Source organism: Vitreoscilla stercoraria DSM 513 (assembly GCF_000382305.1).
GTDB classification, from domain to species: Bacteria; Pseudomonadota; Gammaproteobacteria; order Burkholderiales; family Neisseriaceae; genus Vitreoscilla; species Vitreoscilla stercoraria.
The window spans coordinates 1-13,353 of sequence record NZ_KB908030.1; the positions used below are offsets into that span (position 1 = coordinate 1).

General features: G+C 43.1%; 12 protein-coding genes. 6 read left to right on the forward strand and 6 right to left on the reverse strand.

Features of this window, described 5'->3' with window-relative positions:
• Positions 1 to 350 precede the first annotated feature (350 nt).
• Positions 351 to 1,385 carry a DUF4917 family protein gene (locus H150_RS0109970; protein ID WP_026353633.1) on the forward strand — a complete coding sequence of 345 codons (1,035 nt, stop codon included), beginning with the start codon at positions 351 to 353 and terminating at the stop codon, positions 1,383 to 1,385.
• Positions 1,386 to 1,449: 64 nt separating this feature from the next.
• Here H150_RS0109970 and H150_RS0109975 read toward each other — a convergent pair whose 3' ends face one another.
• Both H150_RS0109975 and H150_RS0109980 read right to left on the reverse strand, forming a co-directional pair.
• Positions 1,450 to 2,625, reverse strand: a complete 1,176-nt coding sequence (locus H150_RS0109975; RefSeq protein ID WP_019958918.1) for an acetyl-CoA C-acetyltransferase — start codon at positions 2,623 to 2,625, stop codon at positions 1,450 to 1,452.
• A 36-nt stretch (positions 2,626 to 2,661) separates the two neighbouring features.
• Complete coding sequence (locus H150_RS0109980; protein ID WP_019958919.1) at positions 2,662 to 4,416, reverse strand: PHA/PHB synthase family protein; 1,755 nt, start codon at positions 4,414 to 4,416, stop codon at positions 2,662 to 2,664.
• Positions 4,417 to 4,658: 242 nt separating this feature from the next.
• Here H150_RS0109980 and H150_RS14225 point away from each other — a divergent pair, with 242 nt between their 5' ends.
• Complete coding sequence (locus tag H150_RS14225) at positions 4,659 to 5,297, forward strand: CoA pyrophosphatase (protein ID WP_019958920.1); 639 nt, start codon at positions 4,659 to 4,661, stop codon at positions 5,295 to 5,297.
• Positions 5,298 to 5,359: 62 nt separating this feature from the next.
• On the opposite strand, the gene mscL is transcribed toward H150_RS14225, so the two are convergent.
• Positions 5,360 to 5,839 carry a large-conductance mechanosensitive channel protein MscL gene (gene mscL / locus H150_RS0109990; RefSeq protein WP_019958921.1) on the reverse strand — a complete coding sequence of 160 codons (480 nt, stop codon included), beginning with the start codon at positions 5,837 to 5,839 and terminating at the stop codon, positions 5,360 to 5,362.
• 187 nt (positions 5,840 to 6,026) lie between these two features.
• Positions 6,027 to 6,818, reverse strand: a complete 792-nt coding sequence (gene fabI / locus H150_RS0109995) for an enoyl-ACP reductase FabI (protein ID WP_019958922.1) — start codon at positions 6,816 to 6,818, stop codon at positions 6,027 to 6,029.
• Positions 6,819 to 7,096: 278 nt separating this feature from the next.
• On the opposite strand from fabI, the gene H150_RS0110000 reads away from it, so the two are divergent.
• The 3 genes from H150_RS0110000 to H150_RS0110010 all read left to right on the forward strand — a co-directional run bounded on the left by H150_RS0110000 (position 7,097) and on the right by H150_RS0110010 (position 10,585).
• Positions 7,097 to 8,935: an extracellular solute-binding protein gene (locus H150_RS0110000; protein WP_019958923.1), complete on the forward strand. Its 1,839-nt coding sequence runs from the start codon at positions 7,097 to 7,099 to the stop codon at positions 8,933 to 8,935.
• Positions 8,936 to 9,052: 117 nt separating this feature from the next.
• Complete coding sequence (gene cysK, locus H150_RS0110005; RefSeq protein ID WP_019958924.1) at positions 9,053 to 9,985, forward strand: cysteine synthase A; 933 nt, start codon at positions 9,053 to 9,055, stop codon at positions 9,983 to 9,985.
• Between the two features lie 66 nt (positions 9,986 to 10,051).
• A complete protein-coding gene (locus H150_RS0110010; RefSeq protein WP_026353635.1) occupies positions 10,052 to 10,585 on the forward strand; it encodes a hypothetical protein in 534 nt (177 codons plus the stop codon).
• Positions 10,586 to 10,648: 63 nt separating this feature from the next.
• On the opposite strand, the gene H150_RS0110015 is transcribed toward H150_RS0110010, so the two are convergent.
• Positions 10,649 to 11,020: a YkvA family protein gene (locus tag H150_RS0110015; RefSeq protein WP_019958926.1), complete on the reverse strand. Its 372-nt coding sequence runs from the start codon at positions 11,018 to 11,020 to the stop codon at positions 10,649 to 10,651.
• 30 nt (positions 11,021 to 11,050) lie between these two features.
• Positions 11,051 to 12,340 (reverse strand): serine--tRNA ligase, encoded by a 1,290-nt coding sequence (gene serS, locus H150_RS0110020; protein ID WP_019958927.1) that lies wholly within the window; start codon positions 12,338 to 12,340, stop codon positions 11,051 to 11,053.
• Between the two features lie 209 nt (positions 12,341 to 12,549).
• Between serS and H150_RS0110025 the strand changes: the two genes are divergently transcribed.
• On the forward strand, positions 12,550 to 13,353 hold an 804-nt coding region (locus tag H150_RS0110025), incomplete at its 3' end, for a hypothetical protein (RefSeq protein ID WP_026353636.1).

A 13,353-nucleotide genomic window follows, 5' to 3' on the forward strand; every position in this document is an offset into this window, starting at 1 on the left:
AGTCCTGCTGCCAATGCTCGAGAAATGCATTCGCGCTCTTGCAAGGTTAAATCGGTCGCTTTTCGGCGTCGAATATCAGGTTCAATACCACCATGGTATTCTAGAAATGAGTAAACGGTCGCAGGTGGTTTCATAATGTCTTTGGCAATGAAGGCCATAGGCTTTCCCTGCTTCCATAGAAACCAGATTCGTTTCTTACGTTCATCAGTCATTGCTCCATGTATGGAAACCATAACAATCCTTTTAACATAAAAAGTAGGATTGGTGTTGCGCTGACCGGTTGAATCCGCATATATTATAAATAGAATTTGATATTGAAGAAGGCTGGATTGAAGAAGGCTGGAGGGGAAATGGTTCGTGAAATTTATGATTGGCAGGATATTGCAAGCCGTTATGAAAATGGTTCTATTCTTTTGGGTAATGGTGCGAGTATCGCTATTTCGGGTGATTTTAATTACAAAAATCTTAAAGACAAAGCTTGCAGAGCAGGTCTTATGATTGATAGTGTTAATGATTTATTCAAAAATTTTAAAACCGATGATTTTGAATTGGTTTTGAGATTGGTTTGGCAAGCGAATACAGTTAATAAAATTTTAAAAGTGCCAGACGGTACAATTGCTGAAGAAGCTTACCAAAATATCCGAGATTGCCTGATTCAAACTATCCAACAAAATCACCCAAGTTATGATTCAGTGATAGATAAATTTGAAAAAATGCATAAGTTCTCATCTCAATTTAAAACTCTTATTTCACTGAATTATGATTTGCTGATTTATTGGATGATGATGTGGGGCAATAATAAGAATAAAAATAATGGTCGTATGCATACTTATAAAGATTGTTTTAATGGCTATGGGCAGTTTAATCAAAATTGGGAGAGTTGTCGTACGCTTGATCGAGCATGGTCTAATACATTGGTTTTTTATCCTCATGGCAATTTGATTTTGACGAGAGATATTGAAGAGTATGAATTTAAGGTAAAGGGCGGCGGCGTAGAGGCCAATTTGCTAGCAAGCATTTTTAGAGTTTGGAATGATGGCGAGAGTGTGCCGATATTTGTTAGTGAGGGTGAGACGAAACAAAAAGAAACCGCCATTCACAATAGTTCGTATTTGTCGACTGTTTACCATGAGGTGATTCCTAAAATGAAAGAATCTTTAACCATTTATGGTTGGGGTTTTGGTGAGCAAGATGACCATATCTTAAAGCAAATTCTTAAATCAAATGTAAACAGAATAGCTATATCTGTCTTTGAAAATAACCAAGATTATTGCGATCATGTGACAAAACGAATCGCAAAAATGTGCCAAGCCGTGAACAAAGATTTTAATAATATTAAATTAGAATTTTTTCACAGTGACAGTTCTGGTTGTTGGATATATTAAACAGATACAAAAAGCGTCCTGTAAACTTTTACAGGACGCTTGATGGTATTGCAATCAAACAGATTTACACGCGTTCAACTGCCAAAGCCACGCCCATGCCACCGCCGATACACAAAGTCGCCAAGCCTTTTTTGGCTTCGCTGCGTTGCATTTCGTGCAACAAAGTCACCAAAATACGGGTACCAGAAGCACCAATTGGGTGACCCAAAGCAATCGCACCGCCGTTGACATTGACTTTGCTCAAGTCAAAATTCAATTCGCCCGCCACACCCAAAGCTTGTGCTGCAAACGCTTCGTTCGCTTCAATCAAATCCACTTCGTCCAAAGTCCAACCCGCTTTTGCCAAAGTTTTTTGTACCGCAGGTACAGGACCCATGCCCATGATTTCAGGCTCAACACCAGCTGATGCGTAAGCGACGATTTTCGCCAATGGTTTCAAACCCAATTCAGCTGCTTTTTCAGCAGACATCAACATCACTGCTGCTGCGCCATCGTTGATGCCTGATGCATTGGCTGCGGTCACTGTGCCGTCTTTTTTGAAAGCAGGTTTTGGTTTGCTGATAGATTCGATGGTGGCACCTTTTTTGATGAACTCATCGGTGTCAAACACAATTGGATCACCTTTGCGCTGTGGAATCGATACAGGCACGATTTCACCTTGGAATTTGCCCGCAGTTTGTGCCGCTTCGGCTTTGTTTTGTGATGCCACAGCCAATTGGTCTTGTGCTTCGCGGCTGATATTGTATTTTTCAGCAATGTTTTCAGCGGTAATACCCATGTGATAATTGTTATACACATCGGTCAAACCGTCAGACACCATAGAGTCAACAATTTTGCCATCGCCCATGCGCAAGCCATTGCGCGCCGCTGGCATCAAGTAAGGTGATTGAGACATGGATTCTTGGCCACCAACAATCACGATGTCAGCATCGCCTGATTTGATTGCTTGTGCGCCCAAATGGGTCACTTTCAAGCCTGAACCACACACTTGGTTAATGACCATACAAGGGGTTTCGATGCCCAAACCTGCTTTTAAGGCCGCTTGACGGGCTGGGTTTTGACCTGCACCTGCAGTCAAAACCTGACCCAAGATCACTTCGTCCACAGCTTTAACGCCAGTTTCTTCTAGCAAGGCTTTGATCACAGTGGCGCCTAAATCAGCGGCTTTCAAGCTTGCCAAGCTGCCACCGAAATTGGCGATGGCGGTACGTTTTGCTGCAACGATTACTACTTCAGTCATATTGTTCTCCATTGTAATGATTGGTGTTTGGATAATTTACACCAAATGAGCTTTAACCACATTCATGGCTTTGGCTTGTACATATTCGCCTGGGGCTTCTGCCACGGCTTTGTGTGAGGTGTTGCCCAATGTACGTGGGGCAGCAACCAAGTTTCCTGAGCGGTTAGACAACCAAGTATTCAAGTCTTTCCACCAACTGCCTTTGTGATTTTCTGCGCTGGCGCGCCATTGTTCTGCTGTTTTGCCTTCAATATTGCCTGTCCAATAACTGCGTCTGTCTTTAGAAACAGGATTGATAGCACCTGCAATATGACCTGATTCTCCCAACACAAAACGGCGTTCGGCAGCATCACCATACAAAGGTAAGCCTGAATATACCGCCAACCAAGGCACGATGTGATCGGCTTCGGCGGAGAAGAAGTAAATTGGCATATCCAAATGCGCCAAATCAATCGGTACGCCACAAACACTCATGCTGCCTGGTTTGGTCAAAGCATTGTTCAAATAAAATTGACGCAAGAAGAAGGTATGCATTGGCAATGGCAAATCGACAGAATCATTGTTCCAATACAATAAATCAAATGAAGACGGGGTTTTGCCCTTCAAATAATTGTTTTGCACATAATTCCAAATCAAATCATCAGGGCGCAAAGCTGAGAAAGTGGCCTGTAACTCTAAACCACTGATGATGCCGCCTTGTGCTATTTTCGCTTCACGCATGCGCACCACATCTTCAGACAAGAAGTATTTGATATCGCCTGGCTCGGTATGGTCTGCCATCGATGTCATCAAAATCAAATTGTCCACACGCTGTTCGCCACGGGCTTTCATCACACACAATGCCGTAGACAAAATCAAACCACCAATACAAAAGCCTAAGGCATTGATGCTTTCTTGTTTGGTAATGCTGGCAACGGCATTGATGGCACTGATGACACCACGCTCAACATAGGTATCCCAAGTAAAGTGTTTGGTTTCTTCCACGGCACTGCGCCAAGACACTAAAAAGACGTTATAGCCTTGCTCAACATAGTATTCAACCAAAGATTTTTGAGGACCTAAATCCATCAAATAATATTTATTGACGCAAGGCGGCACAATCAACAAAGGCTTGGCATAGACTTTGGCAGCAGTGGGCGTGTATTGAATCAATTCAATCAATTCGTTTTTTAAAACCACTTTGCCAGCGGTAGCAGCGATGTTTTCACCCATTACAAAACTTGCTTCTTCTGACATGGTGATGCGGCCTTTTTCCAAGTCAGATAAATAATTTTGCATGCCTTTCACCAAGCTTTGACCTTGGGTTTGATAGGCTTCTTGTAGGGCGTCAGGGTTGGTCATCAGATAATTGTTAGGATGCAATGCTGACAAATATTGACGAGTCATGAAACTGATATTGTCTTGCTGGTCTGCAGACAACTTTGCATAAGCGGGATTTTTTTCTAATTGTTGTTCCACAAAATCGCAAGTGTGCTCATACATTTTTTGCATGTTTTGGAAAAAAGGCAATTGTTGCCAAGCTTCTGGGGTATTGTTTAATGGGTTAAACGTACCAAATGGATTTGCCACACCTTGATGACCAGACATGGAAAACATTTTGGTTAAATTTTTTTGCCACAATTCCGTTTGCTGGTTCAACATGTTTTGCCAAGCGCTGTTGTCAAATACAGGTGTTGGTGGTGGAGAAGCCTTTTGTGCAGGCTGCCAGCCCGATAGCCACAATTTTTGCCATTGTTCCATGGCTTCGTTCATTTTCTTTGGATCAAAATTAAAAGGCTGATTCACACGCATCTCCTTTAGGTGGATGGCATTGCTAATTAATCTAAACTGCTCGAAGGAACTGAAAACTTTGGATCTTATTTTTTTTAGGCTTGTGTGTGGTTTTGTATACGTATGAATAACAATAAACAGCCTACCATTGTTTTATGAAAGATGAAATACACTTACATAGTTAGCAGATTATCTTAGCGCTTGTTGTCATCAACATGTTTGTTACAGGTTATACTGCTTGTTTTTCGGATGAATGTCTAGAGATGACGAAAGCATTTTTGGATTGGCATGATTGGCAAACCTTTGTACAAAGCGATTTGAGCCAAATAAATTACCCCAATTTGGCCGATCAAAAGCAATGGTTTTTTGAATTGGGCATGCAACAGTTTAAGCCAGCTGCGGTATTGGTATTGATTGAAAACCTGAAAATTCCGCAAGTTATCTTAACCGTTCGCTCTAGTCGCTTGCAAAAACATGCGGGACAAGTGTCGTTTGCAGGTGGTAAAAAAGATGAAGAAGATGCCAGCTTGATTGCCACGGCTTTGCGGGAAACCGAAGAAGAACTGGGTGTTGCATCACAGCAAATTACCGTCTATGGGCAGTTGCCACCTTTACCGACCATCAGTGCTTATGAAGTGCATCCGGTGATTGGGGTTTTGAATGAAGCGGTGAAGATGAGCATCAATCCTGATGAAGTGGAAACGGTGTTTCGCATTCCTTTGGCCGATTTAATGCGTCCTGAAAACTACCGCCCTTATCCAATAGAACGCCATCAAAAATTGTTTTACACCGTACAATTTCCGCATCAACACATTGTTTGGGGTGTGACAGCAACCATTTTGTTGGCTTTGGCGCAAGCGTATGAAAACTGGCAAATGAAAAAATCCAGTTTGGATGTGTAAATGCATGATGAAAAAAAAGCCACTGCAATATAAGCAGCGGCTTTTTGAAGTTTACAGGACGCTTATTGGGCATCGCTGACATTGTCCAATTGCGATGTGCAATGTGGACAACGATGTGCTTTGATGGAAATTTCGGTAAAGCAAAAACCACATTCTTTGGTGGTGACTTCTGCTGGTTCTTCCTCTTTTTTGCGATGCAATTTATTCACCGTGCGCACCAACATGAAAATGGCGGTGCCAACAATCATAAATTGGATGATGGCGTTGATGAACAAACCATAATTCAAAGTCACAGCTCCTGCAGCTTGTGCGGCTGCGAGCGTGGCGTAATCGCCTGTTCCTTTGCCATCGCTCAAGGTGATAAACAATTCGCTGAAATCAACGCCGTTTAATAACAAGCCAATGGGTGGCATGATGACATCATCAACCAATGATTTGACGATGGTACCAAATGCGCCACCGATGACCACACCAACCGCCAAGTCAATGACGTTGCCACGCATTAAAAATTCGCGTAACTCTGTGCCAAATTTACGAACCATATTTTTTACTCCTCCACAATGAATATATGAGCAGTATGATGACCACTGTCCATTGATTATTTGAAAATCTGATGATTTTGCATCATGTGGATCAGAAATATACATTCCCAACACGCATGAGTTCTTTTGACTGTGATTTTGCCAAGGGTTCCATGGGTGTTGGGTAAGACTGAAAGCAAACAGTGTATTACTGACCTTCTTCAACGCTCAACGCATTGATGCTGTAACCGCCATCGACGTAAGTGATTTCACCTGTGATGCCAGAAGCCAAGTCGGATAACAAGAATGCAGCGACGTTGCCGACTTCTTCGGTAGTTACGTTGCGACCCAATGGATTGTGAGATGCCACATGACCTAACAAGCGACCAAAGTTGGCAATGCCAGAAGCTGCCAAAGTTTTGATAGGACCTGCTGAAATGGCGTTACAGCGAATGCCTTCTTTGCCTACTGCCGCAGCGGTAAAGCGAACAGATGCCTCTAGGCTGGCTTTGGCCATACCCATGATGTTGTAGTTAGGAATCGCACGAACAGCGCCCAAATACGACAAAGTCAACAAAGCACTGTTACGACCTTGCATCATGGGACGTGCTGCTCTGGCCATTGCAGGGAAACTGTAAGCAGAAATATCATGGGCGATGGCAAAGGCTTCGCGATCTAAGCTTTCCAAAATATCACCATGTAAAGCCTCTTTAGGCGCAAATGCAATGGCATGTACCAAACCATCCAAACCATCCCAATGTTGACCTAAATCGACGAATAATTGGTTGATTTCATCATCGCTAGAAACGTCGCAATGAAATACCAATTCAGAGCCAAACTCTTTGGCCATTTTGCGCACACGGTCTTCGAGTTTGTCTACGGCGAATGTGAAAGCCAATTCTGCACCTTGGTTTTGACAAGCTTTAGCGATGCCATAAGCAATCGAGCGGTCAGAAATCATGCCAGTGATTAGAATTTTTTTGCCTTGCAAAAATCCCATAAAATTATCCTTATACGGTATCATGAGTTAAATTAGCGTGGATTATAAGCCAATTGTGATACCGACTCCAATGACTTGCTTTAACAAACTTACTCAAATGAACTCACAAATGACTGCAAACAGATAGATTCAATTAGTGCCATTACTTAATTTTATGTAGAGGTAATTTTTTCGACAGGGTTCATTCAATGTGCATAAAAAATTTTAAGTTGGTGAATTTTAGCTATAATTTAAGAAACAAGCAGGCTTTTTACTGCGGTGAGTGTGGATAAACAAGCATGTTCAAAACCATTTTTCAAGGCTTCAAACAAGGGCTCTATATTGGTTCAATCACGGGTGTATTGTTGTGTTTGAGTCAGGTCAGTTTTGCAGGTGTTTATGGTCTGGCATTGGGTACGCAAGCCAAATACGCTTCGGGTAAGCAATCTTTTGCCTATGTTAATCCGCAAGCACCGAAAGGTGGCATGTTGCGTTTGGGCGTACAGGGCGATTTTGATACGCTCAATCCATTTTTGCTCAAAGGCAGTAAATTGGCAGGTGCTGAGGCGTTTGGCGACAGTTTGTTGCTTGATACGTTGATGACAGAAAGTTGGGATGAGCCGTTTGCGATGTACGGTTTGTTGGCGCAAGACATTGCTTTGGCGCAAGATGGCTTGTCGGTGACATTTACTTTGAATCCCAAAGCACGTTTTAGCAATGGCGATGCGGTTTTGGCTCAAGATGTGGTGGCGTCGTTCAAAACCTTGACTACCGATGAAGCGGCCTCACCGTTTTACCGTTTTTATTATGCGGATGTCAAAGATGTGGTGGCGGTGAGTGAGCGAGCAGTGCGATTTGATTTTGCCAAAAAAAATGCTGAATTGCATTTGATTTTGGGACAGTTTCCGATTTTTTCACACAAAAGTTATCCCGATGGTTTGGGCAAAGCCGCAACCGTGTTGCCCATTGGCTCAGGTCCTTATTTATTAGAACGATTTGAATACAACCGTTTGGTGCAATACCAACGTCGCAGCGATTATTGGGCAGATGCGTTGCCCATTCGACAAGGCTTTTGGAATTTTGACCAAGTGCGTTTTCGTTATTACCGTGATCCGACGACTTATTTAGAAGCTTTGAAAGCGGCTCAATTTGATGTGTCGTATGAAAACAGTGCCAAAAACTGGGCACGCTCATACAACAATCCGAGCTTGTATGAGCGAGGCTTTGTTAAAAAAGAATTTGCCCATTCCAATAATGCAGGTTTGCAAGCGTATGTGATGAATACGCGCCGCGCGCCTTTGGATGATCGCACGTTGCGCCAAGCTTTGGCTTTGAGTTTTGATTTTGAAACCATCAATCAGCAAATGTTTTATGGCTTGTATACCCGTTCTTACAGTTATTTTAGTAATAGCGAATTGGCGGCAACGGGCATGATTTCAGACGGTGAGCGTCAAGTTTTAAAGCCTTTACAAGACAAATTGCGTCCTGAAGTGTTGACCCAAGCGGTGCCTATGCCTGCGGTGGTGTCGCCTGTGCTAGGCGTGCGCCCGAATTTATTGTTGGCGCGTACTTTATTGTTACAGGGCGGTTATCGTTATCAAAATGGCCAATTGTTAGACAAACAAGGCAAACCGATAGTGTTGGAATTTTTAACCAATGCCAAGACGTTTGAGCGTGTCAGTGCCAAATGGCAACGGGACTTGGCTAAATTGGGCATTACGCTACGCTTGCGTTTGGTAGACAGCGCCATTTATCAAAAACGGGTACAAAGTTTTGATTATGACATCATCACGCACAATTATGGACAAAGCCAAAGCCCTGGCAATGAGCAAGCAGAAATGCACAGTTGTGCTGCTGCGCAGACACCTTCTTCACGCAATCGTGCCGGTACGTGTAACGAGGCGATTGATGCGTTGCTCAAGCGTTTTGAACACTTTGAAACCCGTCAAGAGTTGGTGGATGTATCGCGCGCTTTAGACAGGGTATTGCGGCATGAATATTATGTGGTACCACAATGGTATAGTGACCAATGGCGCATGGTGTATTGGGATAAATTTGAGCAAGCGCAGCCTTTACCCTTGTATTACGATCCTATTAGCTGGCCTTTGAAAACATGGTGGTCAAAATCTGCACCATGACATCAAACAGTTACATGGATGGCATATAGATATAGTTTTATGTTCTTTGCGCCTGTGTGCAAAAAACGCCATAATGAATTCAATCAAATTTAATCAACGTCTGAAGGATGGATGAACATGAATATTGCAAATAATGTGACTGATTTGGTGGGCAACACCCCATTGGTAAAATTGAACCGTGTGACCGATGGTGCTGAAGCGAACGTGTATGCAAAATTGGAATTTTTCAATCCAGGTTCTAGCGTGAAAGACCGCATTGCGGTGGCGATGATTGATGCGGCTGAAAAAGCTGGCAAAATCAACCAAAATACCACGATTGTAGAGCCAACTTCTGGCAATACTGGTATTGGTTTGGCGATGGTGTGTGCAGCGCGTGGCTACAAATTGATCATCACCATGCCTGAAACCATGAGCCGTGAACGCCGCATGTTGATGCGTGCTTATGGCGCAGAATTGGTATTGACCCCTGGCCCTGAAGGCATGGGCGGTGCGATTGCCAAAGCCAAAGAATTGGCAGAAGCCAATCCTGACAGTTTCTTCATCCCACAACAGTTTGAAAATCCAGCCAATCCAGAAGTACACCGCAACACCACAGCTTTGGAAATTTGGAACGATACCGATGGTCAAGTCGACATCGTGATTGCTGGCGTGGGTACAGGCGGCACCATCACCGGTGTAGGCGAAGTCTTGAAAGAGAAAAATCCAAACATTCAAATCATTGCGGTTGAGCCTGCTGCGTCTCCTGTTTTGTCAGGTGGTGCTAAGGGTCCACATCCGATTCAAGGCATTGGTGCAGGTTTTGTGCCAGCGATTTTGAATACCGATGCTTACAATGAAATTGTACAAGTGCCAAACGAAGCGGCTTTTGAAACAGCACGTGCAGTGGGTTCACAAGAGGGTGTTTTGGTGGGTATTTCTTCAGGTGCGGCGGTGTGGGCAGCAGTACAAGTGGCCAAGCGTCCTGAAAACAAAGGCAAAAATATTGTCGTGATTATCCCTTCAAACGGTGAGCGTTATTTGTCTACCGCTTTGTTTGAAAATTTGGCTTAAGTCGTTTTAAGACTTGTTAAACAGGTCAAAATGCGGTAAGTTAAGGCGTGACTTTTTGGATGAATATTGATAGTAATGAAAAAATTCAAACTTCTTGTGTCTGTATTGGCCATGAGTTCTGCCTTAACTGCTTGTACCACGACGTTAACCAACGATTTGTTTGGTGGCGGCAATCGTCCAAGCAACCACACCAATCAAGGTAATACGGGTGTGGTAGTGATCCCAACCAATACAGTGACACCTTACCGCTTGTCTGCAAACCATTGGTCTGATGTGGCAAGTATTCGTAATCGTGCCAATGAATTGAGCATACGTGTGGGTCAAGGCGAATTGACCAAAGTGCAAGCAGCACAATTGTTAAATGAATATCGTGTTAAATTGGTCGGACACAATAGTGTGGATGACAATGTGTATACCGTGTATTTGCGTGCTGCGACACAAAGTCAAAGTGGGCAAATCAATACCGATCAATCTAAGCGTTTGATTCAAAATGCTTTGAGCGGTTGGAGCCAACGTTGGCCGAATATGCAAAACAAACCCACCAATCCTGCATTTACCAACTTTTTAAATGAAGTGATGGGTTTGCAAGCTTTGAAATAAAATCAGAGTCTATAAAAAAGCGTCCTGTAAATGTTACAGGACGCTTTTTATATGCTGGGTGATTTAAGATTGCACTTTTTTGAGCAGTTTTTCAGTTGCTTCCAGCGCTTTGGCTTTGATGTCGATAGACATGCCATCTTTCAATTGCTTGAAGACCAAAGCAATGACCGCAACATCATCGCTAAAACCCAAAGGACCCAGTAAATCGGGAATGGCATCCATAGGACTGACAAAATATAACAAAGCACCGACAATCATCAATTTGCTTTTCATCGGTGTGTCAGGTGACAGCATCATAAAATACAAAGCATAAATTTGTTCAATGACCGGTTTGCCTAGAGTGACGGCAAAACGTGCCAATTTTTGCAAAAAACGCTGTTCATTGAAGTTTTGCAAGTCTTCTTCGCTGCCTGAAGAGGGATTAACACGTTTCATGATGTCTCCTAAACAATTTTGTCATTGCATTTAAGCACGCAATTCGGTGATGCCATTCATGTATGGTTGCAATACGGTTGGTACGGTAATAGAACCGTCGGCTTGTTGGTAGTTTTCCAATACCGCCACCAAAGTACGACCCACAGCCAAACCCGAACCGTTCAAAGTGTGTACCAATTGGTTTTTGCCATTTTCATCTTTGAAACGTGCTTTCATGCGGCGCGCTTGGAAGTCTTCACAGTTGGAGCAGCTTGAAATTTCACGGTAAGTGTTTTGAGCGGGTACCCAAACTTCCAAATCGTATGTTTTGGCCGCGCCAAAACCCATGTCGCCTGTACACAAGGTAATCACTCGGTATGGCAATTCCAAAGCTTGTAAAATCGCCTCAGCGTGTCCTACCATTTCTTCTAAAGCGGCATAAGAGGTTTCAGGATGAACCACTTGTACCATTTCTACTTTGTCAAACTGGTGTTGGCGAATCAAACCGCGTGTGTCTTTGCCGTAAGAGCCAGCTTCTGAACGGAAACATGGTGAGTGAGCAGTCATTTTAATTGGCAAATCACTGGCTTTTAAAATGCTTTCACGCACGGTATTGGTCAAAGTGATTTCAGCAGTTGAAATCAAATATTGTTTTTGAGTATCAACTTCGGTGTCGCCTGATTGTACTGCGTACATGTCTTCGGCAAACTTAGGCAATTGACCTGTACCATACAAAATTTCAGGATTCACAATATAAGGCGTGTAATGCTCAGTATAACCGTGTTTTAAAGTGTGGGTATTGAGCATGAATTGTGCTAATGCACGGTGCATTAATGCAATTTGGCCGCGCATCAAAGTAAAACGTGCACCTGCCAATTTAGAACCTGTTTCAAAATCCAAGCCCAAAGGCGCACCGACATCGACATGGTCTTTGACTTCAAAATCAAAGGTGCGAGGCGTGCCCACTTTGCGCACTTCGACATTGTCATTCTCACTTTTGCCCACAGGCACAGATTCGTGTGGCAAATTAGGCAAATGCAATAATAAATCGTCTAATTGTTGTTGTACGTTTTTGTAAGCTTCTTCAGCTTGTTTGAGTTCTTCGCCCAAAGAGCCTACTTGTGCCATGATAGGGGCAATGTCTTCACCTTTGCTTTTGGCAATGCCAATTTGTTTGGACACTTGGTTGCGCTTGGCTTGCAATTCTTCGGCGGTCATTTGCAATTGTTTGCGTTGCTCATCTAATTGTGCAAAGACATCGGCATCAAAAGCAAACGAACGGCTTTGCATGGCATCGATAACGCGGTTCATGTCGTTGCGCAACACTTGAATATCTAACATGGTCTGAATCCATACAATGAAAATGGTTATTGTAGCGGTGTCACAGCATTTTGTCAGGTTGCTTGCATAAGTGATGGCTTCCAAGCGTCCTGTAAACTTGTCTCAATACTATGTCAGATTAATGTTAAAATATTTGTATATAATGTCATAATGATATTCATGGATTTTGAAAAATGGTTTTGATGGCGATGGCTGAAGGGTGGTAAGTGATGCAACCGAATAAAAGTTTGGTATTTTACTTGGCAAATGAAGATACAGGTGATGTGAATGTGCCAGAGAAACAATTGCTTGCGTCTTATCAAGAGGAATGGGATGCACAAGCTAAAAACACCATGAGTTTGAGTCAAGAGCGTGCGGTTGAGTCACCTGCACCTATTGAAACAGAAGCCAAACCCACCACAGAAAAATCGACTGAGTTGGATGATGCTGAGGCATCGGATGTGTTCGACTCACAATTGTTTTTTACACAACATTTGAAAGATGCCATTTTAGAGCCTAATGCAGGCTTGGATTTGGGTGTTGATGATTTAGAAGACGATTGGATTGCAGGCTTGGAGCAGCTGCGCAATCAGCGTCGCTATCATAAAGAAGATCGCTTAACACCGATTGCAGAATTGGCAAAGCCTCAAGTGACTCAATTTGCCCAAGTAGAGCATTCGGCATTGTCGGGAGTGCTGAAAGTTACTTCGGTTAAAGCCACCCATTTATACCAACCTGCTGCTAAAGCCATTGCAGCAGGCAAGGATTTGGATTCGGTCACTTTGCACATGCAAGAGGCGACCAATAAAGCGAAAAAAACGGTGACAAAACCTATTCAGGACGCTGATGTTAAAGAAATCGTGACCAAGGCGATTGTTGACAAGCTTTTATTGCCTGAAAATGAAGAAATTTTGCCAAAAGTCGAAGATGCAGCAGTATTTGTCGCTGTGCAAGAAGCTGCAAAAGCCAATGTGCCATTGCTTACCTTGGTGAATATAGCTGAAACCGAAACAGCTGAAACCGAAACAGCTGAA